We start from the raw sequence: 21,692 nt of genomic DNA, 5'->3' as shown, positions 1-21,692 counted from the left end.
ATGTATAAAACGAACAAAGGATTCATCTGGCTGACGATGCTGGCGATGAGCACCGCAGCAACTGCTCAGCCCGGACCTTTACAGGTGCCGTCACCGGACTGGCGCGACCAGGTGATTTATTTTGTGCTGACCGACCGTTTTGCCGATGGTGACCCGGCCAATAACAACCAGGGCGCCGGCGAATATAACCCGGTCAAATCAAGCCACTACAGCGGGGGCGACCTTCAAGGTATTCAGCAAAAGCTGGATTATATTCAGGGGCTTGGCGCAACTGCCGTCTGGTTGACACCGCCGGTGGCGAATCAGTGGTGGAGTGACAAAGCGCAGTATGCCGGGTACCACGGTTATTGGGCCACCGACTTTGCCAATATCGACGCGCACTATGGCATGCTGACGGATTATCAGGCGCTGTCGCGTGATTTGCATGGTCGTGGCATGTATCTAGTGCAGGATATTGTGGTCAATCATACCGGCAATTTTTTTGGCTACGACGGCCCATATGATGCGGCCGATACGGCGAAAAACTTCGTGTTGTATGAGGGCGACAGCAGCGCTCAGCGCGCGCCGGTGCAGCCGCCTTTTGATCAGATTAACCGGTTAAATCCGGCGCACGCTGCTGCCGGCATTTATCACTGGACGCCACCGATCAGTGATCCAACCCTGCCAGGCCAGGAATTTAGTTATCAGCTGGCGACGCTGGCCGACATCAACACCGCCAATCCGCGCGTGCGGCAGGCGCTCAAGCACAGTTACCGCTATTGGCTGGAACAAGCCGGGGTAGATGCCTATCGCATTGATACCGCTAAATATGTGGAGCACGAATTCTGGCAGGATTTTTTGCATGCACCCGATGGGGTGCTCGCCAAAGCGCGGGAGCTCGGCAAACAGAATTTCCTCGCCTTTGGTGAAGTGTTCGAAGCCTCCAGGCCGTTTGAGGCCGATGGCGAAGCCAAACTACGGCGTTTTCTGGGCAGCGAAGAAAAACCAGAACTCAATTCTGTCATCGCCTTTCCGCTGTATTTTGAGCTGAACCGGGTGTTGGCAGAAGGCCAGCCTGCGGCGCAACTCGGTTACCGGCTGCAACAGCACGTCAGCCAATTCCCGCAGCCGCATTTGTTGCCGACTTTTTTAAATAATCACGATACCAAACGCTTTTTGGCCGCTGGCAGCCCGGCGGCATTTTTACAGGCTTATGCGCTGCTGTTTACTATTCCTGGCATCCCGGTGATTTATCAGGGTGATGAACAGCTGTTGCCGGAAACCCGTCAGGCCATGTTTAAAGGCGGTTGGGGCGCTACGCAGGATGCTTTCCGGCCAGAGCACAGCATGTATAAGCATATTCGTCAGCTGGCCGATTTACGCAAGCAACACCGCTTATTCAGCCGCGGCGAGTTTAGCCTGCTGCAGGCTGAAACTGCCGGTGCCGGCATTCTGGCTTATCAGATGCAGCATCAGGGGCAAAAGGCTGTGGTGGTAATGAATACTGCCGACAGCCCGCGTTTATTGGCCGGACTAAAACTCGGTGCCAGTCAGGCCCGCGTGTTATGGCAAAGCCCAGGTGCGGGATCCGGCCCGTTACCGGTTAATCCCGCTGGCGAGTTGACGCTGGAATTGCCGGGGCGTGCCGTGTTGGTGTTGCAACCGGCGGGCGAGGCTGCCAGTCAGGCTGTTGCCGGTGGCAAGTTAACGTTCAGCGAGTTACCGCCAAGCTCGTTAACAAGCAGCCCGTTACAGCAGGACGTCTGGCTGCAAGGCAGCACAGACAGACCGGATCTGCCAATCTGGCCGGTGCTTGATGGCCAGTTACATCAACTGCCGCCAGTGCACGCTGCGGCGGATGGCAGTTTCCGCTTATTGCTACCAGTGCGGGACTTGGGCCTGCAGCAGCATCGTTTACAGCTGTATCAGGCCGAAACCGGCGTGCTGAGCCCGGTCTGGCAATATCAGACCGACGTCAAAGCTGCCAGCTGGACTGCTACTGCAGAGGACCCGCCAGACGATGACAAAGGTTTTGACGGCAATTACACAGGCCCTACCCAGCCGCACGCGCAGCAGCAGCGCGATATCCGCGGGCTGAGTGCCCGTGCTGGCGGCAATATACTGGAACTGGAACTGCAGATGCAGCAAATCAGTCAGTTCTGGGCGCCGGCCAACGGCTTTGACAATGTGCATCTGGCGCTGTTTTTCCATCTGCCGCAGGCGACACAACTGCCCGGTGCCACTGTGTTGCCAGGGCTGAACCGCAGCATGCCGCATCAGCTTTCCTGGCAACTGGGGCATTTCCTGTTTGGCTGGGGCAATTCGGTGTTTAATGCCGCAGGAGCCAACGCCACGTCGACCGGGCAAAAACTTGGTGCAGCGCCCGAAGTGACTGTGGATGCGGCCAAAGGTCTGATCCGTATCCGTTATAACGCCGCAGCACTGGGTTTGCCGGGTTGGGATGGCGCGAAAATTTACCTGTCGACCTGGGATAAAACCGGTGAGGGCGTGCTGCGCAGTATCGAATTAACACCGTCGCCATGGAATTTTAGTGCGAAGACCACAGATGCACCGAAAGTGATGGATGACCTCTGGCTGGAACTGAAAACGGTCAACAGCTCTGACCACTGACAAGCTCGGGAACCTGCCGTGCTTCTCTCAGTCACATCAAGGCCCGTGTTTATTTCGGGCCTGACAGTGATGCGAGGAGAAGAGGATGTTGTCAACAATCCGCAGCCGGATCATCCGGTTTTTGCAGCTCAGCCAATGTCGTTTTGATATCGACGGTCAGAAAATTCATACCTGCAACGCCTGCCTGACTTTTCAGCAGCAGGCGTTGCTTATTGAACGTCCCGGCAAACCCAGCCGGCTGATGCCGTATGAAAAACTCAATCTCGACCGTTTATTGTTTTTGATTAATCCTGCCATCACAGTGCACTAACCGCTGTGTTCCAGCTGAAAAGTTGGGGGTAGTTGTCCGCGTCAAGGAGTCCGGGCTTGGCTGAACTGCGTGTCGCCACTTTAAATCTGCTGAATTTTGCCGCGCCGCCGCTGGCTTGTTATGAATGGGACAATATTTATAATCAGGCGCAGTGGCTGCAAAAAACCAACTGGCTGAAAACTCTGCTGCAACAGCAGCAGCCGGATATTCTGGCGCTGCAGGAAGTGTTTTCCGTCACTGAATTGCGTGAGCTGCTGGCGACCTTGGGTTATGCCTGGTTTGCCGTGGTCGAGCAGCCGGAATTACTCGACCAGCACGTGTTTACCCGCCCGGTGGTCGCCATCGCCAGCCGTTACCCCATGCTTGAGGTTGCAGAAATCACTGCCGATGTGGCTGGACTGGCGCAGCTTGGGCTGAATAACTTCCAATTCAGCCGCAAACCTGTGCTGGTGCAACTGGAAACGCCACAGTTCGGCAAGGTCCGGGTGGCGGCTGTGCATCTGAAATCACGCCGGCCGGCAGAATTGCCGGATGCTGCGCTGGCACTATGGGCGTCTGAGCTGCAGCGTGGTTACGAAGCGGCGTTACTACGTCAGGCGTTGGCTTTGCATTGTCGGTCTGAAAAAGGCCAGGCTGAACCGCTGATTGTGGCCGGTGATTTTAATGATGTGCTGAGTTCGGCGTTGTTACAGCCGCTGCTGGCGACAGATCGCAGCCAACAGCCATTATTCCTGTTGCAGGATGCAGCAGAGCTGGCGGCTGAAGCTTACCGCGCGCCGACACATTATTATGGTGCTGGCGGCCAGGTACTGGATTATGTATTAGTGTCTGCTGCTTTTGATCCACGCCACCATCATGCTTGTGGCGAGGTTAGCAACTATCGGGTGGTGGACCGGCATCTGGTGAGTCCGGTATTTGCGCGTGATGGCTACAGCAGCGACCACGCGTATGTGGAAATTTGTCTGAATCCGCTTAAATGCCGCTAGTAGCTGGTTCTGTGGTGGCCGGGGCTTCTGTGGCCGGACTGGTTTCAGTGTCTGCTTTTTGTTTCAGCCGGATCGAATTTTTCACCTGAATATTTTTTTTCTGTTTGGCGCGTTTGGCGATTTTCTTTTTCAGGGCTTTGGCTGAGCTCATGGCAGGGTTCCGGTACTAGTCATCAAAAGCCCTATTCTAGCGGATCGTCGGCGTCGCGCCCAGCTTTGCTTGCTTTGCCAGCTGTTCGCTTAATACTTTGGGCCGGTAACTTTGCTCCAGCCGCTGCAATTCGCCGCTTTGCTGCAGGCGCCGGATGGCTTTATTCAGCGCCGCCATCGTCGCCAGATTCACCGTTTGCTGACTGGCCATCAGGTGGGCCGGTGTCACATGTAATTGAGGGCTGGCCAGTCGGATATCCATGATCCGGTCCGGTCCGACAAAATGATAAAACAGGTCGGCGTCGATCAGCACCAAATCACCGCGACTGGGTGTGGCGAATAACAGTTCAGTGCCAACCTGCGCGTCCGGATAAGCCGTGTAACGTTTTTGCTGTTTAAATCTGTTACGGTACTGCTCAAACTCAATGCCATACCAGCCGCTGGCGGGGCCTATCATCCGCAAACCAAGCCGTAGCGCATCGGCGAGGCCCAGCTCGTCCGGCAGGTCGCTGCGCGTGCGGGCGAACAGGCCAACCACTTCCTGCCGGTACGGCTGGCTGAAGCAGGCAAAACGTTCGCGGTCCGGGTTTTTTGAGGCGCGGATCATCAAATCAATCTCGCCATCCTGCAGGCTTTTGACAATACGGGCGCCGGTCATCGGCGTCACATGCCAGCGGATCTGACAGCCGGCCGCCTGCATAATAGCGCTGACCAGCTCGACGTCCATGCCACGCAGCTGGCCGCTGGCATCGTGATAAGCCGATGGTGCATGCAGATCGAGGTGCACCCGCAAGGGCTTCGGACACACAGCATTCGCTGCAGTTGCAGCTATGGCTTGGGCTGCATACAGCAGCACAGAGAGAGTAAAAATCAGCGCTTTAAACACACAATACCTATCAGCTCGGCCTGACCACTTCAACGGGCCGTATCGGCGCCATTATCGCGGATCCGGGGCCTGTGTCTGGTCTTATCTGCAGATTTGGTAATTGTCGCCGCTTCTGGCTAAAATGTCGGCCTTTTTCTGACAATTGGCGCAAATATGCGGATTATTCTGGCTCCGATGGAAGGGGTGGTCGACCATTTAATGCGGGACATGCTGACGCGCATTGGTGGTTTTGATTTATGTATCACCGAATTTGTCCGGGTCGTGGACCAGTTGTTGCCGCGCCGGGTTTTTACCCGCTTGTGCCCTGAACTGCTCAATGGCGGCAAAACGCCGGCAGGCACGCCGGTGCGGGTGCAGCTGCTGGGGCAGGAACCACAATGGCTGGCGGAAAATGCTGCCCGCGCTGTGGCGCTCGGCTCGCCGGGCGTGGATTTAAACTTTGGCTGTCCGGCCAAAACGGTCAACAAAAGCAAAGGCGGCGCAGTGCTGCTGAAAGAAACCGAAACGCTGTACCGCATCATGCAGGCGGTCCGCAGTGCAGTACCGGCCGAGTTTCCGGTCACGGCGAAAATGCGGCTCGGTTTTGATGACACCAGTCTGGCGCTCGACAACGCCCGGGCGCTGGCCGAAGCCGGCGCGTCGGAGCTGACGGTGCATGCCCGCACCAAAGCCGATGGTTATCGCCCGCCGGCCTATTGGCCCTGGATTGCTGAGATCCGCAAAGTCATCAGCATTCCGGTGATCGCCAATGGCGAGATTTGGCAGCCGGCCGATGCGGCGCTCTGCCGCGAGCAAAGTGGTTCCAGCGATATTATGCTCGGGCGTGGCGCGCTGGCGCAGCCGAATCTGGCACTGCGCATTCGCGACGGCGTGCCGTTGCTGCCGTGGCCTGACGTGTTGGCGATGCTGATGCGCTACTCCGAATACGAAATCGCCGGCGACAAAGGCTTGTATTACAGCAACCGCATCAAACAATGGTTCAGTTATCTGCGTCTGCAATATCCGGAAGCTGAGGTATTGTTCCAGCAACTGCGGCTGCTGCGCAAAAGCGCCGACATCGTCGCGCTGTTGCAACAGCAGCTACAGCGCCACTGAAACCATTATTGGGCGTGCGCGAGGCGGCTGTGCCTGAACCACAGCGCCAGCCCCATACCGCCAACACCGCTCAGCATCAGCAGCGCAAACGGCAGCACCGACGTCTGACCGCCGAGTGCCAGTAATGGCCCGGCGGCGGCGCCGGCACCAAAACGTAAAGTGCCAATCACTGCGGTCGCAGTGCCGGAATGCTCTGGAAATTCCATCAGAATCAACGCGTCGGCGTTGGTGGCACAAATGCCGAGACTGGCCATCAACGGAATGATCGCGGCGACTACCGCCCACAACGGCGCGTCCAGCACGCCAACGGCCGTCAGCAGCAAAGCCCAGAGCGCAGCGCTGCCAAAAGCCACCTTTAATAACTTCGCGCTGCCAAGATGCACCACGAGCCGGGCATTGGCAAAATTTGCACCGATCAGCGCCAGCACGTTACAGCCAAACAGAATACTGAAAGTGCTGGTGTCGACATGGAAATGACCAATGTAGATAAAAGGCACTGCGGTCAAAAAACAGAAGAAACTAAAGGATGCAAACATCGACACGGCAATCAGCGGCTGTGCCAGTTTGCGGCTTAATACAGTCCGGTAGGCGCTGAAAAACTCCGGTTTGCGTTTGTTGTCAGGATGGGTCGCCGGAAAAAACTTTGCGCTGCACAACAAAATCAACAACCCGTAACCAGCCAAAGTCAGAAAAATCCAGCGCCAGTCACTGATCGCCAGTACAGCGCTACCAATGGCCGGTGCCAGCAGCGGTGCCAACATCATCATCATCGACACATAGGACATGCCCTTGGCGGTATGCTCCTGATAGAGCTGTCGAATCAGGCCTGGCACCACCACAGTCGCCGCGGCGCCAAAAAATGCCTGCAGGGCACGGCCTGCCAGAAAACTGTTAATGTCGGTGCTGCGGCTCAGCCAGATGCTGCTGAGCACAAAACCAGCGAGGCCCAATAGCGCCAGCGGCCGGCGCCCGACGGCATCGGCCAGTGGCCCAAACAACAACATGCCGAGCGCATAAAAAGCTAAAAAGATACTCAGCGATTGCTGTACAGCGCCGGGGTCTGTCGCCAGCGCCTGACTTAACAGCGGCATCGCCGGCAGATACATATCGATGGCCAGCGGCGTAATGGCCACGACAGAAGCAAAAAGTGCGATTAACGCGAGCGAAGGGCGATGGGCCATAACTTTTATCAGTTCGGAAAAAACGATATTTTACCGCATCGAAGGCATTTAAATGATCGTAAAAGCTGAAAGGAAGCGAACCTCTGAATGCAGAATTGTGAATTGTCGCCGCGGGCAAATTGTGGGCAAAGTCACCCGCGGCGCTGCTGAGGCAGGTTCCCTCAGAGCCCGCAACAAAATAACGCTCAGCGCGGTAATGTTTTAATCAGCTTTGCCGGCTGGCCTGCCACCAGGCTGTATGGTTCCACGTCACGATTCACTACAGCACCTGCCGCAATCACCGCACCTTCGCCAATGTTGACGCCTGGCAGAATAATAGCGCCGCCGCCGATCCAAACCCGGTTGCCGATAAAGATCGGATGCGCCTGCTCAATACCTGTGACCCGCTCGCTGGCAGCCATCGGGTGGCTGACAGTATAAATCTGTACCGCGGGCCCGAGCATCACGTCATCGCCAATGGTGATAGTGGCAGCGTCGAGCATCACACAATGATGGTTGGCGTAAAAGCGCTGGCCGAGCAGGATATTGATACCATAATCGCACCAGAAGTCTGGTTCGATATAACAGCTGCCGACACGGCCGAATAATTGGCGGGCCAGTTGCTGGTGGGCTTTAAAGGGTTCCGGGCCTTGTTGGTTCAGCTGGCGGCACAGCTGTTTGGCGCGGCGGCGCTGTTCGGCCAGTTCGCGGTCTGCTGGGCTAAACCATTGTTGCGTCGCCATTTTTTCACGTTCAGATGTCATAAATTTCTACTGCTGGTTAATTTTGTTGCAGCTCAGTGCGGTTCCATAAATTCTGATGCTTTGCCGGCGCAAAAAATTCATCCGGATGCCAGCAGCGCGGCAAAAAATGCCGCAGCTGTGCCGGCTCAAAGTTCGACGACAGTTTACTCAGGATCTCTTGTAACCGCGCTTCCGGGATCACTGCGAGCTTCTGCCGCGCCGGTTTAAAATACAGATTGTGGTCGACGCTGACGGCCAGATTCTGGCCTGAGGTTTTAAACCGCAGGTTGCGGGTCACACCACGACAGAGCGGCGTTTCCGGGCTTGGTGGATATAACGAATTCACAATGGCAAATTCATAACGTTCCGGCGCAGCCGCAGATTTCTCCTTCGGCAGGTACACGATGCCGTAACCTTGCGGAAAAATGCCGGTGATCATCAGCAACTGGTCGACCATACGTTCATCATATTGACCGGTACGGGCGCCATTTTTCAGGATCAGTGCGACTTTCGGTAACGATTCATAGATAAAACGGGCCCGCCCCGGTAACACGGCTGACGCGTAAACTTGCGGGATACGCAGCAAATTGCCAACGCCGCTGCCGGGTGCCGCAGCGGTACGCAACACTGTTGCGGCAAAAGCGATTTTTTCCTGTTCATTTTGCTGAAATTCGGCGCGTTCACTTTTGGAATTACCACGATACAGTGGCATGCCGATGCCTTTGAGTAAAAACCGCAAACTGGCCTGCAGACTGACGTCGAGAAACTCCTGGCGCTCGGCGGCACTGAATTGCAGGCGATAATTCGGCTGGCTGCCGTCAGCCCGCAACACACGCAGCGCATCCGGATGATAGTGGCCGACGTCCTGCAATAACACCGCCATCAGCAGCGGGATTTGCACATCGTCGCGAAATGGACAATAAGGCTGTGGCCCGGGTAAATGCAGCATTTCTGCGCGTTGTTGGGCTCTTTTCAGGATATAACTGTTGGTGATGAGGTTCTGTTCCAGCAGATGGTCCAGTAAGCGCAGGCTCAAAACGGCTTTGTAAAACGGTTTATATTTCTGCTGCATTGCCGCCATCGAGTCGCCTTCGCTCGGTGCCAGTAATTGCAGTGTGCCAAGCAAACGGGATGAACGCAGGATGGTTTCCGGCCGGTTTTGGCCGTCGGTCAGCTCCAGCAACTGCTGGCAAATCAGATACAACTGGCTGTAGCGTTGTTGTTGCAACTGTTCGTAGCGGTGCTCGGCATCAAACAGCTGCTGGCGTTTTTGCTGCACATCGGCAATGAGGCTGGCTTCGGTTTTGCGGTTCGCCTGCGCCAGCCGGGCCTGACTTAGCTCCCAGGCTTCGTGCAGCTGAGCGATGTCGGCGGTATCCTGTGCGTCCCGACTGAAAAAACGTGCTGCGCTGCCGTAAACCGACAACTGAAAACGCGAGCCACTTAATAAGCCGCCAATCAGTTTTGCCAGATTTTTGCTGTAACTGTTTTCAACCGATGTATTCGGGTCGGTGGCCATCCACGCTGTTCCCTGTTGTGAGGCGTGCGCAAAACTACACGATAGCTGAAGTTGGCGCCGGCGTGAAGCCAGCTGCGGTGACCGGACCATATTTGGAACAAAGTTGCGCGGCGTGGCTGGCTGGCATAGTATTCAGCTTAACATTCAGCTTAATATTCGAAGACATGTCCTTTTGCGGTGTGATGCTTTGGTTTGAACATCATGCAGTTGCAATCCGGCCCAACCAGGAGCCTTCATGAGAAAAAATAAAATTATTAATACCGATGACGTCTTACTGACGCTCTGTACCGCCGTGACTCAGGTCTTCGCCGCTGCCGGCAACGCGCAAATTGCTTATTCGCCGATGGTGCAGAAGATCCATAAAACCTGTTTACGGCCGGATCTGGGCTGTTTTGTGTTATTTGATGGCGGTTTTTCCGGCCTGGTGGTGATCAATTTCACCGCAGAAGCGGCGATGGAAATTTACCGCAAGTACATGATGAGTATGGGAATGCCGGAAACAGAACTGGCGCAGTTCCACACGTCAGACGAAGTCGGCAACGTGATGGGCGAGTTGATGAACCAGATTGTCGGTGACTTCACCAACCGGGTGCGTCAGGAATTACAGACCTCGATTAACCAAAGCCAGCCGAAGATGATGGCGATTAATAAACAAGTGCAGATCCTGATTAATACCCAGCTGGACCAGCCACAAGCCCGGCGGGTGACTTTTAACACGCCGCTGCACAATATTTTCTATCTGGAACTGGCGATGGATAAAACCGAGTTTATTCAGCTCCATGAGTTTGAAACTGCCGAAGAAGAAAATGTTGATGACATTCTGGCCAATGCAAACAATCAGTCGACAGCCGCCGCGGATAGCTCTGCAGCGCAGGATGTGGATGACGACTTCCTGGCCAATCTGGGGCTTTGACCACAGAGCTTGAGTGGTTGCTCTTTACCCAATAACGCGGCCCTTCAGGCCGCGTTATTGTTTTTAGCTCCGGTCTGCAGTAGCGGTAATTCCAGACTAAAGCGCGCGCCGCCGAGCAGCGAATCGTCAATCCGCAGACGCCCCTGATGCCAGCCGACTATGCGGCTGACGATAGCGAGGCCCAGCCCAAAACCACCTTTGTCGCGGCTGCGGCTTTGGTCAACCCGGACAAAAGGCTGCAGGATAGCGTCTCTTTGCTCGGCAGGAATGCCGGGGCCATCATCTTCGACGACAAAACTCAGCCAGCTGCCTTGTTGTTGCACCGACAGCAACACCTGACTGCGGGCATAGCGTTTGGCATTCAGCAGCAGGTTTTGCAGCGCCCGTTCCAGATAATGGCCATCGCAGGTCCAGTGCAGCCGTGCCGGCCTTTGCAGCAGGATCGGTGCACCCGGCAGCGGTGCCAGTTTTTCCAGCAGGTTTTCCAGCAGCTCCACCAGATTGACGTCCTCAAAGCTTAACCGCACCGTTTGCGCTTCCAGCCGGGCATAATCGAGCATTTCATCAACCAGTTGATCAAGTTCGGCTAAATCCTGCTGCATCGCGCGTTTTTCGCTGTCCGGCAGCGCTTGCAGTTCCAGTGCAAACTTCAGCCGGGCCAGCGGGGTGCGCAGTTCATGGGATACGGCGTGGGTCATTTCGCGTTGCAGCGACATCAGCCGCAGAATTTGCCGGGCCATTTGTTGCACGCTACCAGCGATGGGGGCGAGCAACGAGCGTTCCGGTAACGGCTGATCAGGCAACTGCATGCCCTGACCAAACTGGCGCAGCTGGCGCTGCAGTGTTTCGATATCACGGGCGACCGGCCATAAAAAACCGGCCAGCGCTATGCCCAGCAGCAGGAAAAATAACAGGGTAAACAGATAAGTGTTATGTGCCGGAACTTCGACCTGCACAGGACCAAATTGCAGCAGCTGATCCTGCAGCATCTGGTAGAAATACACCTGATTGTCGCTGAATAGCGGGACTAACTGACCGCGTTCCAGCGCTTGATATTCAGCGTCGGACCAGGCGATGCTTTGTGGTGGCAGGGGTTGCAGCCCCAGATTCAGTTGTGCGGCTACTTGTTCGGCACTTTGTTCCGGTGCGGCCAGCTGGTAGGCCAGGCTTTGACCTAACAGCTCCACCCAGCCAGGCAATTCCGGGCTTTGACTCTGTTCCCACAAACGCTCGACTGACCAGCCGACCGCCAATAACACCAGCAGAATAAACAGGTAAAAGCGCAGGAACAAACGGCGCATGGTCAGTTCCAGGCGTCCGCAACGAATAAATAACCTTTGCCCCAGACCGTTTTAATGCGAAATGGAGTTTCGGCGTTATCGCCCAGTTTGCGGCGCAAATGTGAGACCCGCACATCGACAGTGCGGTCCAGCCCGTCATACTCGCGGCCGATGATTTGTTTGTGGATAGCTTCGCGGCGTACCGTCTGGCCGGCATGTTTGGCCAGCATCCACAACAAATCAAACTCGTAACTGGTCAGTTCGACCAACTGATTATCATAATAGGCTTCGCGAGCGGACTGATTGAGCTTAAGTTTGCCAAACTCCAGTCGCTGCTGATCTGCGGCACTGCCGCCTTGAGTACGGCGCAGCAAAGCGTGAATACGGGCCAGCAGGACACGCGGCTCGACCGGTTTAATCACATAATCGTCGGCACCCAGTTCAAGGCCAAGCACTTGGTCGATGTCGCTTTGTTTGGCGGTCAGCATTAGCACCGGCTGTTTGTACCAGGCGCGCAGCGCGCGACAAACGGCAAAACCGTCGAGTCCCGGCAGCATCAGATCCAGCACGACCAGTTCAGGGCCAAACTCTTTGCATTGCTGTTCTGCCTGCAGACCATTGTCACAAACCTGGACTGTAAAGCCGTGTTGTTGCAAAAAACTCTGCACCAGGCTCGCCAGTCGTTGATCGTCTTCAACCAACAGAATTTTACTCATCAGAACACACTCCAGGGTGCGACCAGCCGGCGTTTGCGTGCAGGCTGGCGACTTAACACGGATAATTGACGGGACAAACGTGGTTGTCCCTCAGCACGTAACAGCAACAGCGCCGAGCCTTCGAGCTGGGCCTGATAACTCAGCTCGCCAGAGGTTTGTTGCTGCCAGCAATGTAACGACAGCCCTTCAAGCTCGGCACACAGCGAGATCGGTTTGGGGTGTTGCCACGACAGACGGAAATCCAGCTGGCAACGATCTGATTTCTGGTCGGCGACACAGACAACAGGGGCAATTTGCCAGCACAAGGTCTGGTCACATTGCCTATCCGCCGCTGCGGCCTGCGCAGCGGTATGAACCAGCAAAATCAGCCACAGCACAGACCGCATCAGAGAAACCGGTAACTGAAGCCGATAAACCAGCTATGCGCAGTGGACTCCTGCAGCAACGGGCTTTGTACCTTGCCACCTGCCGCCGGCACTGCGACGTCAGTGTTGAGCCAGCGATGTCGCCACAAACTCAGCAGTTGCCAGCGCTCGGTCAGCGGATACTGCCATTGCAGACTGATTTCTGGCTGCCAGCTGGCCAGCGCACGATATTCCAAGCCTTCGCCTTCACTGGCGTTCAGACCATAATAGGTATTCATTAAATGCTGATCCTTCCATGCCAGCGCTACACCGAGTTGCCAGTGTCCAATCCGGCTTTGCCAGCCGGAGCTCGCCGCCAGACGCAGATGCTGCCCGTCATATTGTTGGCTGATATCATGCCACCAGTTCAGTTTCAGCTGTAATCCGGGTAAAAACCAGTCCAGTTGTAAACCACCATCCAGCGCCAATGGCCTTTTGTCTGCCTCGGCAATAGAAAGTTCTTGTTTCATCGCAACTTTTTGTACGGGGCCTGCTACACCGGTGCCAGAGATAAATTGTGTTTCAAACAGGTTGACGGCAGACCGTCTGCGGAAATACCCTTGTTCTTCGTTCAGACGACTGACCAGGCTGAACTGGATGTCATCGTGCAGTTGCCAGCTATAACCTAAGGTCGCATTGTCGAAAAACCAGTGTTCGCCGTAATAGCTGATGTCTGGCATCAGCCAGAGCGGAAAATTGTGACCGCCGTAGAGTGGATTGGAACGAAATCCGGCGCCTATGGCCAGATTGATTTGCCATTGTTCTGTGGCAACGCAGGGAGCCTGCGTGTTGCTGTCCGTGCAGTCGGCGTGTACCGGTGTGGCGACACCGATAACAACAAGAATGAAGTACAATGCCCGTAACATCATGATCTGAGCCTGTGCTGCTGTAAATGTCGGCACTTTAGCATCGTGGCCCAAGGCAGGCAGCAAAAATAACATTGTTTCACAAATTGGCCGGGGAATTGTCACAGAAGCGTCGTGAGCCGCTCTTTAGACTAAGCCTACATTTTGTGGATGGAGACTTATTGTGCAAAATGATTTTAATGCACCAGCCCCGGGCCGTTTTTGCCGGCTGCAAATTCTGGCTTTTCTGGTGCTGAATTTGTTAGGCTCCTGCGTCCATGTACCGCCTGTCCATACACCAGCGCAGGCGGTCAGCGCCACTCAACCAGACCAGCAAACAGCCGCGCAGCCGGTCACTAAAACGGCGACAGTCGCGCCTGTGCAGCGGTAAACACCGCGAATTCCAGATATCCCCCGTTGGTTTGCTTGCCCACAGCAGCCTGTTGTGGCACCTTATCCGCCTGATAAAAAGTCTGCCCGCTCGTCAACAGCCCTTGGCCGTATGGCGGAGCAAAACACTAGCAGGCGTTGCAGGCCGATGGGGAATTTTGCAGTATGAAAGGAAAAGCCACTTCGTTTGATATTGCCTACCTGGCTGGAGTGTCGCAATCAACGGTATCCCGTGCCTTACGTGACAGTCCGGCGGTGAACCAGGAAACCAAAGACAAGATCTTCGCGATCGCCAAACAACTCAATTATAAAGTCGACAAAAATGCCAGCAACCTGCGGAAACAGCGCAGCGGAACTTTGGCTTTGTTGTTATTTGAAGACCCCACAGTTGATGATTCGCAAATTAATCCGTTTTTTCTGTCGATGCTCGGCAGTATTACCCGCGCCTGCACCAAACGCGGTCATGATTTATTGATCTCATTCCAGCAGCTCAGTAACGACTGGCATGCCGACTACGAAGACAGCAAAAAAGCCGATGGTATTATCCTGCTCGGTTACGGCGATTACATCGACTATGAAGAAAAGTTACAGCAACTGCTGGCGCAACAAACTCATTTTGTCTGTTGGGGCGCGCAGGTTGAAGGTCATCCGGAATTTACTATTCGCAGCAATAACCGCGAAGGTGGCCGCCAGGCGGCTGCTCATCTGTTAAGTCTGGGCTATCGCAGTTTTGCTTTTATCGGTATTGCATCCGACCATGCGCCAGAGTTTTTTCAGCGGTTTCAGGGTTATCTTGAAGTGCTGGCTGAACATGGTATACCGCCAGAACAAGTGCCGCAGTTTGATGCGATTTCAACCGAACAGGCCGGCTACAGTGCGACCCAGCAGTTGTTTGCCGCAGGCCACAGACCCCGCGCTATCTTCACTGCCAGCGATCTCATTGCCATAGGCGTGATCCGGGCGGTGCAAGCCGCAGGTTTACGCGTGCCGGAAGATGTTGCAGTGGTGGGGTTTGATGACATTCCGATGGCCAGTTTCTGTACGCCACCTTTGACCACTATTCAGCAGAACACCACTTTAGCCGGCGAGATGCTGGTGGTGAATCTGTTGAAGCTGATTGCACAGGAAAGTATCAGTCAGACGGACATTGAACCGAAAATGATTGTGCGCCGCTCTTGCGGTAGCCCTCAAACTGCACTCATCGGCAAATGACGGCCAATAAAACCAGTCTGCATCCGCAGAACCCTTTTGCCGCGCCTTATCCGCTCACAGAGCTGGTCAAGCTACAGCCGGTATTGGCGGCGTATTTAAAAACGACTCCAGATGGCCGGCAAACGCTGAATTTTGCCGAGCCGGAAGCTGTCACTTTACTCAATACCGCGTTATTGCAATGGCAATTTGGCCTGGCGCACTACCAAATTCCGTCTGGTTATTTGTGCCCGGCCGTGCCGGGACGGCTGGATTACCTGCTGTATTTACAGGATTTATTAACCACCAGTTTTCAGGGTAAAAAGGTGCCGGCGGCTGCAGTTCAGTTGCTGGACATCGGCTGTGGCGCCAACCTGATTTATGCATTATTGGCGGCCAAAGCGCTGCGCTGGCAGGCCATTGGCAGCGATATCGATACCAGAGCTTTGCAAAATGCGGCGTCGCTTATCGAACAAAATGGGCTGCAACGCCAGTTGTCGCTGCGTCAGCAAGCTAATCCGCAGGCAATTTTCCATGGCGTGATTCAGCCTGGTGATTATCTGGACCTGACCTTATGTAATCCGCCGTTTCATGACAGTCCGGACGCAGCTGCGGCCGGCAGTGCCCGTAAACAACGCAATTTAGGGCTGGAGAGTTCGGCGCCGCTGAATTTTGCCGGTCAGGCCAATGAGCTCTGGTGTGAAGGTGGTGAACCAGATTTTTTACGCCGTATGCTGGCGGAGAGCAAAGATTTTGCCCATCAGGTGTACTGGTTCAGCACGCTGGTGTCGAAACAGCAGCACCTGCCAAAACTGCAGCAGCAATTACAGCAGTTAGGCGCGACGCAAGTGCAGGTGATTGCGATGGCGCAGGGCAACAAACAAAGCCGGATTTTGGCCTGGAGTTTTCTGACACCTGAGCTTGCGGCGTTATGGCAGCAACACCGCTGGCGGCGGCGTTAATTTCCTGCCGTTGTGTTGTTCACACAGCCTGAAAGCCAATACAAAGAAAAACTCCCGGCCTGCTGCATCGCAACAACAAACCGGGAGCGGGAGAGTCGTGCGGTACCGGCGAACCGGCCCGCCGTAGCGTGTTATTTTGCGTAACGCTGCGCTTTATTTGGCGTAGCGCTGCTCTACCAGCGGATAACGGTCCCAGACTTTCTGGTCCTGCAGCGATCGTAACAGCTTGATGTACTCGGCGTGAGTCCAGGCCAGTGGTGTCGCGCCATTGGTGCCTTCACCCGGCTGATACTGGTAATGGCTGTTATTGCCGACGCCATCAAACACCTGCTCCGGTAACATCAGGCCAGCATTGGCAAAATGTTCCATCGCACCGACATACTGCGTGCGCAGTGGTGCCAGTTCGGCTTCCCCGAGCTGTGTTTTTTGCAGCAGCGCCCGCGCCAGCTCATAGTGACCGCGTTCACCGGAGAAAAACGGCCAGACACGGCCGCGTTGGCCAGCCGTGTTGGTCTGACCCGGTCCGTTGGCATAAGCCTCGCCGCTGACAATATCTTCGCCATATCCATCAATGCCGTACCGGCGCCAGCCTGACACGGTTTGGCCGCTAGTGGTTTTAAACTCATAACGCACCCGCGTCAGGTCCGGCAACGTCAGGTCGTCCATTTCGCCTAAAGTGGCGAGCACCGCCGGATGGTCGGCTTTGCGCACGCCATAACGCACCAGTTCGAGGAAACCGCCGTCAACGACATGGCCTTCGCGCGTATCGGCCTGGCCGTTACGCAGTTCCAGCACACTGTTGTCGTTTGGGTCTTCGTTGCTGTTAATGCGCAGATAATATTTGCCATCACTATTGGCGGTTTTCAGCTGGCCTTGTTCGGTGTAAGTCAGGGCTTCAAGCTTGCCGGCAAACTCGTCAGCTTTTTGCTGATACAGCGTTGCATTGGCGCTGTCACCAGCCTTGGCCGCGATATCGGCCGCGCTGACCAGACCGCTGATGATGGCGGCCATGGTCGATGGTGAATAACCGTATTGTTCTTCCCAGCGCTCTTGTTGGGTCGCTGGCGATTTTAAATCGATGTCGTTCCAGTCCAGTTTGACTTTGCCGCCGTGCGCGAGGAAATCCGCCGCCGGTTTTAGCATGCTGTGATACCAACTGGTGATCTCGGCGTCGGACAGCACGCCGTCCTGCCACAAGCGCCAGCCCAGCATCACCGGCATGGCGGTTTGGTCCATCTGGATGCCAACCCATTCCAGCGTGCCATCGACATGGGTTTTTTGCAGGAACCAGCCGGGTGTACCGCTATAACCCGGGGTTTTGTCAGTGACCTGTACTTTTTGCAAATATTGGAACGCCACTTTCGGACTTTCTTTATCACCCAGCGCTAACAGCGCCATCGCCACCTGATAAAAATCACGTGGCCAGACGGCTTTATAACCGGTCTGGGTCTGTTCAGCCGATTTGGCTTCGCCCCAGGGATTGGACAACGAGGCGATAAAAGCGCCGGCGTGGGTTTTATCTTCCTGCGCTTTTAACACCAGCGCACTGGCATACAGCAGCTTGCCCTGGTCCGTGCTTTGGTCGGTCAGCTTCGCCAGCGCCGGCAGCTGCGCCAGATAATCCTGCCAGCCGATGGCATCGCCATCGCCCTGATAATGCGTCAACACGGTATCCAGGCCGCGTTGCAGCGTTTGTTGCGCTTGCGCCTGACTTTGTGCCGCGTCACTGCCAAAGCCAATCACCTGGTCCCAGCTCGCCGTTTCACCTTTTTTCAGCGTGGCGTGGGTCAGTAAAGCAGCCACGTTGCCGGTTGCTTCACCTGTGCTGTGGTAAGTTGGCACTTTGCCGGATGTTTTCAGCTCAGTCAGACCATCTGACACACCGACGAAGCCGACGGTGGCCTGGACTGGTGCCGGTGCGGTCAGCAGTGTCAGACTGCTGTTGCCATCCTGTGCCTGCAGCATGCCATCTTTGATGGTCGCGCTGTCGTTGCTGCCGGTATTGGCCAGCGCCGGGTCTATATAGGAATAAACCGTCAGGCCATCAGCCAGAGCTTTGAACTTGGTCCGCACCACCATAGTTTGGGCAGTTGGGTCAGTAAAATACTGTTTCTCGATTTCGTATTGGCCATTTTTAGCGGTGTTGGTCACCCGGTACGACAGCGCCAACGGGCGACCTGCTGCATCTTTGTGCAGGTAATCGGTCTGGCTGTTGGTGGCGGTTTTTTCTTCGTCGACAAAGCCCTGACCCTGTACCACCAGCTGTAATTCGCGCAGCTGGGCTTCATGGATAAGGCCCGCCATGGTTTCGGTCAGAATACCCTGCGCCAGCGAAAACCAGACTTTGGACACCACGCCGGTACTGGCGCTGTCGGCATAACGGCCATCCTGATATTGCTCGTAGGAGGTGCCGATGCCGGTTTTACCGGCATAAGACCAGGTGGAAGGCTGACCCGGTGCGCCCGGCGCCGTCGCAGCGGCAGGGTCTTGCTGTGGCTGGCAGGCCGACAACATGAAGGCGGCACTGAGCGCCGACAGACGAAAAACAGCTTTCATCAACAATTTCTCCTTTACTTCGCAGCGGTTGCGTAGCGGCCTTGGCTCAGCTGCGCTCAGTTTTTACAGTCAGGACATAGCCGGCAGCGATCAGCAGACTGACTGCGCCCAGCGCCAGCGCATAAATCGCTTCGGCGTTAAATAAATGATTAATCAGCGAACCCAGAATAGTGGCGGCCAACAGCTGCGGTAACACGATAAAGAAGTTAAACATGCCCATGTACACGCCCATTTTATTGGCCGGTAACGAGTCCGCTAACATGGCGTAGGGCAGCGACAAAATCGACGCCCAGGCAAAGCCAACACCGATCATCGACAGCCATAACAGCGCCGGGTCTTTAATCACCAGAAAGGACAGATAACCAGCTGCGCCTAAGACCAGATTGATGCAATGTGCCACCTGCAGTGAGGTGCGGCGTACGATGTACGGGATCACTAAGGCCGCCAGCGCGGCAAAACCGTTATAAAACGCGAACAGCATGCCGACCCAGTCGGCGCCGTCGTTATAAGCGGCAGACGTTGGATCTGAACTGCCGTAGTGCACAGATGTGACAGCGGCAGTGGTGTAAATCCACATCGCAAACAGGGCGAACCAGGAGAAAAACTGCACCACAGCGAGCTGACGCATTCGGCCTGGCATCGTATACAGGTCATCGACAATTTGTACGACCATGCCATTGTTCCCCCGCGTTTTGCTGCGGGATACCTGGAACTGTAACAAACCAAAGGCCAGCAGCGCGCCGCCGAGAATATACAGCTGTTGGTCCAGTTTAAATTGCCAGACTAAGCCGAGCGAGACGATACCAATCAGCGCAGCAATCACGCCTTCACGCCAGTACTGGCGTTTATTACTGCCCGGCAGGCTTTCTTCATGTGCTTCACCAAAAGCCGCCAGTTGTTGCGGGCTGTATTCGGTAGAGCGCATCACGGTCCACAGCACTGCGATAAACAGCACCACACCGCCGCAATAAAACGAATAACGTACTGAATCCGGAATTTCACCCGGTGCCGCGGTGTTGGCGACGTCAAACCAGTTGGTCAGCATATAAGGCAGGGCGGACGCGACGACGGCACCAATGCCGATAAAAAAGCTCTGCATGGAAAAACCCAGTGGCCTTTGTTGCTCGTTCAGATTGTCACCGACAAAAGCGCGGAAGGGTTCCATGGTGATATTGATGGAGGCATCGAGGATCCACAGCATGCCGGCGGCCATCCACAAGGTTGGCGAATTGGGCAGGAAAAACAGCGCCATGGTGGTCAGTACTGCGCCATAGAAAAAATACGGGCGGCGGCGGCCTAAGCGGTTCCAGGTGCGGTCCGAAAAATAACCCACCACTGGCTGCACTAACAAACCGGTCAGTGGGCCGGCGATCCATAAAATCGGCAGTTCATCGATACTGGCGCCTAAGGTCTGAAAAATCCGGCTGACGTTACCGTTTTGCAAGGCAAAACCAAACTGGATCCCCAGGAAGCCGAAGCACATATTCCAGATTTGCCAGAAACTCAGATTCGGTTTGGCCTGCTGCATAATGATTCCCCGTATTGTTATTTTTTGAGTTTTGTCTTATCACCCACAATGGCTGCCGGTACTGACAGTGGCAGGCCTTCAGAGCATAGCAGAGTGCTGTTTATACTATGATTTTCTGCTGTTTTGCCGGGAAACACCCAGAAAAAAGGGGAGCATAAACTCCCCCGCAATTGTGTCTCCAGGAAACTGTGGGACCTGGTCTGTAAGGCCTGTGGCGCAAGCAGACAGATAACCAGAGCTTCTTGATATCGCGCTTTGCCGGCAACAACAACATGAATACGTATTCAAACCAGGCCAGATGCGGCGAAATGAGGCATTCGGCAGCCTGAAGCGCGGAGATTGCACCAGCGTGCAACAAAAAACCGGCCTTACGGAGCCGGTCTGATAATGACTGGTGCAGCAGCGCGCGCTGTTGCTCAGCTTTGGGCGTTGTATGCTGAGCTACCCAATGCGCCGCTTAGCGGTGGAACTGGTTTTCGACGCCGTTTTCCAGCAGGAAATCGCCGAGGTCAAGTAAATGCATCTCGTCCAGTTCCAGCGTGTCGAGCACCGCATCGGCGATCGCTTGCCACTGCGCGTCGTCCGCCACGTCAAACAATGTCTGTTGCTCGCCGACCATATGTTCCGCCAGCTTTAAAATCGCACAGAGGCGTTTTTCATACATATCGGTGGAGTGGAACAGCAATTCTGGCTGATGGTGATAAGCGATGACGTTGCTGATCTCCGGCGCCAGTCCCCAGCTTTGAGCGATCATAAATCCCAGCATTTCATGGCTGGTATTAAAATAACGTTGCTCTATATCGCCAAAATTCATCTGTTGGCTCAAGCCAACTTTCAGCACTTTCGGATAATCCGGGAACTGCGCGTGGATTAACGCCATACCGGCGTTATGGAACAAACCAATCGAATAACAATCGTCGGCGCAGTCCGAGCCCAGACGTAAATGCTGGGCGATCAGCATCGCGGCACTGCCAACATCCATCGCGCTGTTCCACTGACGCAGGGTGAAAGGGTCGGCTTTGCCATCGCTGAGGGTAAAACGCAGCACCACGCTGGACACCAATTTCACCACGCGGTTTAAGCCAAGAAATTTACAGGCATGTTCAATCGAACTGATTTTGCGGCGCAGGCCAAAATAGGCGGAGTTGACGACTTTTAACGTAAAACCGGCAATACCAATATCCATGTTGATGAGCGTCGCGATGGTATTGATATTCGGATCTTCCAGTTCAATTTCCTGTTTGATCCGCAGCAGCACTTCAGGTTGCGGGGGGATGGTGAAACCGGCCAATGCATTTTCAACCGCTTTCATATCAATAGGTTTGACCATAAAGCCAGACTCCGGAAGGCAAGGACTCAATTGAATAAGTGCCTAGTATATCTGCTCTGGGGGCGAACTGCAGTGTCTGTTTGGGGAAATCCGGCGTGGCGGACACCGCGCCGGATTTGTG

20 protein-coding genes are annotated in these 21,692 nt (G+C 55.0%); 8 read left to right on the top strand and 12 right to left on the bottom strand.

The window, feature by feature from the left end:
- The 3 genes from ABNT34_RS09480 (at position 1) to ABNT34_RS09470 (ending at position 3,906) form a co-directional block, all read left to right on the top strand.
- Positions 1–2,610: an alpha-amylase family glycosyl hydrolase gene (locus tag ABNT34_RS09480; RefSeq protein WP_348730985.1), complete on the top strand. Its 2,610-nt coding sequence runs from the start codon at positions 1–3 to the stop codon at positions 2,608–2,610.
- A gap of 85 nt (positions 2,611–2,695) precedes the next feature.
- The gene (locus ABNT34_RS09475) at positions 2,696–2,920 is read left to right on the top strand and encodes a hypothetical protein (RefSeq protein ID WP_348730983.1); all 225 of its coding nucleotides are present in this window, start codon (positions 2,696–2,698) and stop codon (positions 2,918–2,920) included.
- A 56-nt stretch (positions 2,921–2,976) separates the two neighbouring features.
- Positions 2,977–3,906 (top strand): endonuclease/exonuclease/phosphatase family protein, encoded by a 930-nt coding sequence (locus tag ABNT34_RS09470; protein WP_348730981.1) that lies wholly within the window; start codon positions 2,977–2,979, stop codon positions 3,904–3,906.
- On the opposite strand, the gene ABNT34_RS09465 is transcribed toward ABNT34_RS09470, so the two are convergent.
- Together ABNT34_RS09465 and ABNT34_RS09460 are read right to left on the bottom strand one after the other, a co-directional pair.
- On the bottom strand, positions 3,893–4,057 hold the full coding sequence (locus ABNT34_RS09465) for a hypothetical protein (RefSeq protein ID WP_348730979.1): 165 nt from the start codon (positions 4,055–4,057) through the stop codon (positions 3,893–3,895). The genes ABNT34_RS09470 and ABNT34_RS09465 overlap by 14 nt on opposite strands.
- Positions 4,058–4,093: 36 nt before the next feature.
- Positions 4,094–4,843, bottom strand: a complete 750-nt coding sequence (locus ABNT34_RS09460) for a transporter substrate-binding domain-containing protein (RefSeq protein WP_348730977.1) — start codon at positions 4,841–4,843, stop codon at positions 4,094–4,096.
- A gap of 252 nt (positions 4,844–5,095) precedes the next feature.
- Here ABNT34_RS09460 and dusC point away from each other — a divergent pair, with 252 nt between their 5' ends.
- Complete coding sequence (dusC, locus tag ABNT34_RS09455) at positions 5,096–6,037, top strand: tRNA dihydrouridine(16) synthase DusC (RefSeq protein WP_348730975.1); 942 nt, start codon at positions 5,096–5,098, stop codon at positions 6,035–6,037.
- A gap of 5 nt (positions 6,038–6,042) precedes the next feature.
- Here dusC and ABNT34_RS09450 read toward each other — a convergent pair whose 3' ends face one another.
- From ABNT34_RS09450 to ABNT34_RS09440, 3 genes are all read right to left on the bottom strand, one after another.
- Complete coding sequence (locus ABNT34_RS09450; RefSeq protein WP_348730973.1) at positions 6,043–7,218, bottom strand: multidrug effflux MFS transporter; 1,176 nt, start codon at positions 7,216–7,218, stop codon at positions 6,043–6,045.
- Positions 7,219–7,403: 185 nt separating this feature from the next.
- Positions 7,404–7,961, bottom strand: coding sequence for a sugar O-acetyltransferase (locus tag ABNT34_RS09445; protein WP_348730971.1), 558 nt, complete (start codon positions 7,959–7,961; stop codon positions 7,404–7,406).
- A gap of 16 nt (positions 7,962–7,977) precedes the next feature.
- Positions 7,978–9,459 (bottom strand): hypothetical protein, encoded by a 1,482-nt coding sequence (locus ABNT34_RS09440; protein WP_348730969.1) that lies wholly within the window; start codon positions 9,457–9,459, stop codon positions 7,978–7,980.
- A gap of 235 nt (positions 9,460–9,694) precedes the next feature.
- Between ABNT34_RS09440 and ABNT34_RS09435 the strand changes: the two genes are divergently transcribed.
- The gene (locus tag ABNT34_RS09435; protein ID WP_348730967.1) at positions 9,695–10,372 is read left to right on the top strand and encodes a DUF3334 family protein; all 678 of its coding nucleotides are present in this window, start codon (positions 9,695–9,697) and stop codon (positions 10,370–10,372) included.
- Positions 10,373–10,416: 44 nt separating this feature from the next.
- Here the strand turns inward: ABNT34_RS09435 and ABNT34_RS09430 are convergent, their stop codons facing one another.
- From ABNT34_RS09430 to ABNT34_RS09415, 4 genes are read right to left on the bottom strand one after another with little or no spacing between them, the layout of a single operon-like run.
- Complete coding sequence (locus ABNT34_RS09430) at positions 10,417–11,673, bottom strand: ATP-binding protein (RefSeq protein WP_348730965.1); 1,257 nt, start codon at positions 11,671–11,673, stop codon at positions 10,417–10,419.
- 2 nt (positions 11,674–11,675) lie between these two features.
- A complete protein-coding gene (locus ABNT34_RS09425; RefSeq protein ID WP_348730963.1) occupies positions 11,676–12,368 on the bottom strand; it encodes a response regulator transcription factor in 693 nt (230 codons plus the stop codon).
- Positions 12,368–12,754, bottom strand: a complete 387-nt coding sequence (locus ABNT34_RS09420) for a DUF3019 domain-containing protein (RefSeq protein ID WP_348730961.1) — start codon at positions 12,752–12,754, stop codon at positions 12,368–12,370. The genes ABNT34_RS09425 and ABNT34_RS09420 overlap by 1 nt, the downstream gene beginning before the upstream one ends.
- A complete protein-coding gene (locus tag ABNT34_RS09415; protein ID WP_348730959.1) occupies positions 12,754–13,641 on the bottom strand; it encodes a MipA/OmpV family protein in 888 nt (295 codons plus the stop codon). Before ABNT34_RS09415 ends, ABNT34_RS09420 begins: the two co-directional genes overlap by 1 nt.
- Before the next feature lie 160 nt (positions 13,642–13,801).
- Here ABNT34_RS09415 and ABNT34_RS09410 point away from each other — a divergent pair, with 160 nt between their 5' ends.
- From ABNT34_RS09410 to rlmF, 3 genes are all read left to right on the top strand, one after another.
- Positions 13,802–14,008: a hypothetical protein gene (locus ABNT34_RS09410; protein ID WP_348730957.1), complete on the top strand. Its 207-nt coding sequence runs from the start codon at positions 13,802–13,804 to the stop codon at positions 14,006–14,008.
- Between the two features lie 164 nt (positions 14,009–14,172).
- Positions 14,173–15,219 (top strand): LacI family DNA-binding transcriptional regulator, encoded by a 1,047-nt coding sequence (locus ABNT34_RS09405; protein ID WP_348730955.1) that lies wholly within the window; start codon positions 14,173–14,175, stop codon positions 15,217–15,219.
- A complete protein-coding gene (rlmF, locus tag ABNT34_RS09400; RefSeq protein WP_348730953.1) occupies positions 15,216–16,157 on the top strand; it encodes a 23S rRNA (adenine(1618)-N(6))-methyltransferase RlmF in 942 nt (313 codons plus the stop codon). Before ABNT34_RS09405 ends, rlmF begins: the two co-directional genes overlap by 4 nt.
- 153 nt (positions 16,158–16,310) lie before the next feature.
- Here rlmF and ABNT34_RS09395 read toward each other — a convergent pair whose 3' ends face one another.
- The 3 genes from ABNT34_RS09395 to ABNT34_RS09385 form a co-directional block, all read right to left on the bottom strand.
- The gene (locus tag ABNT34_RS09395) at positions 16,311–18,713 is read right to left on the bottom strand and encodes a glucan 1,4-alpha-glucosidase (protein ID WP_348730951.1); all 2,403 of its coding nucleotides are present in this window, start codon (positions 18,711–18,713) and stop codon (positions 16,311–16,313) included.
- 46 nt (positions 18,714–18,759) lie between these two features.
- Entirely contained in the window at positions 18,760–20,241 is a 1,482-nt protein-coding gene (locus ABNT34_RS09390; RefSeq protein ID WP_348730949.1) for an MFS transporter, read from the bottom strand.
- A gap of 457 nt (positions 20,242–20,698) precedes the next feature.
- Positions 20,699–21,571, bottom strand: a complete 873-nt coding sequence (locus ABNT34_RS09385; RefSeq protein ID WP_348730947.1) for an HDOD domain-containing protein — start codon at positions 21,569–21,571, stop codon at positions 20,699–20,701.
- Positions 21,572–21,692 lie beyond the last annotated feature (121 nt).

Source organism: Rheinheimera texasensis, assembly GCF_964031785.1.
GTDB classification, from domain to species: Bacteria; Pseudomonadota; Gammaproteobacteria; order Enterobacterales; family Alteromonadaceae; genus Pararheinheimera; species Pararheinheimera texasensis_A.
The sequence above is the reverse complement of the archived record's forward strand: the minus strand, read 5'-3'. Positions and strand labels throughout refer to the sequence as shown.

Excerpts from the sequence above, each read along its gene's own strand:
- ABNT34_RS09480 (WP_348730985.1), top strand. The coding sequence starts at position 1 with ATGTATAAAACGAACAAAGGATTCATCTGGCTGACGATGCTGGCGATG.
- ABNT34_RS09475 (WP_348730983.1), top strand. The coding sequence starts at position 2,696 with ATGTTGTCAACAATCCGCAGCCGGATCATCCGGTTTTTGCAGCTCAGC.
- ABNT34_RS09465 (WP_348730979.1), bottom strand. The coding sequence starts at position 4,057 with ATGAGCTCAGCCAAAGCCCTGAAAAAGAAAATCGCCAAACGCGCCAAA.
- dusC (WP_348730975.1), top strand. The coding sequence starts at position 5,096 with ATGCGGATTATTCTGGCTCCGATGGAAGGGGTGGTCGACCATTTAATG.
- ABNT34_RS09450 (WP_348730973.1), bottom strand. The coding sequence starts at position 7,218 with ATGGCCCATCGCCCTTCGCTCGCGTTAATCGCACTTTTTGCTTCTGTC.
- ABNT34_RS09445 (WP_348730971.1), bottom strand. The coding sequence starts at position 7,961 with ATGACATCTGAACGTGAAAAAATGGCGACGCAACAATGGTTTAGCCCA.
- ABNT34_RS09440 (WP_348730969.1), bottom strand. The coding sequence starts at position 9,459 with ATGGCCACCGACCCGAATACATCGGTTGAAAACAGTTACAGCAAAAAT.
- ABNT34_RS09435 (WP_348730967.1), top strand. The coding sequence starts at position 9,695 with ATGAGAAAAAATAAAATTATTAATACCGATGACGTCTTACTGACGCTC.
- ABNT34_RS09430 (WP_348730965.1), bottom strand. The coding sequence starts at position 11,673 with ATGCGCCGTTTGTTCCTGCGCTTTTACCTGTTTATTCTGCTGGTGTTA.
- ABNT34_RS09425 (WP_348730963.1), bottom strand. The coding sequence starts at position 12,368 with ATGAGTAAAATTCTGTTGGTTGAAGACGATCAACGACTGGCGAGCCTG.
- ABNT34_RS09420 (WP_348730961.1), bottom strand. The coding sequence starts at position 12,754 with ATGCGGTCTGTGCTGTGGCTGATTTTGCTGGTTCATACCGCTGCGCAG.
- ABNT34_RS09415 (WP_348730959.1), bottom strand. The coding sequence starts at position 13,641 with ATGATGTTACGGGCATTGTACTTCATTCTTGTTGTTATCGGTGTCGCC.
- ABNT34_RS09405 (WP_348730955.1), top strand. The coding sequence starts at position 14,173 with ATGAAAGGAAAAGCCACTTCGTTTGATATTGCCTACCTGGCTGGAGTG.
- rlmF (WP_348730953.1), top strand. The coding sequence starts at position 15,216 with ATGACGGCCAATAAAACCAGTCTGCATCCGCAGAACCCTTTTGCCGCG.
- ABNT34_RS09395 (WP_348730951.1), bottom strand. The coding sequence starts at position 18,713 with ATGAAAGCTGTTTTTCGTCTGTCGGCGCTCAGTGCCGCCTTCATGTTG.
- ABNT34_RS09390 (WP_348730949.1), bottom strand. The coding sequence starts at position 20,241 with ATGCAGCAGGCCAAACCGAATCTGAGTTTCTGGCAAATCTGGAATATG.
- ABNT34_RS09385 (WP_348730947.1), bottom strand. The coding sequence starts at position 21,571 with ATGGTCAAACCTATTGATATGAAAGCGGTTGAAAATGCATTGGCCGGT.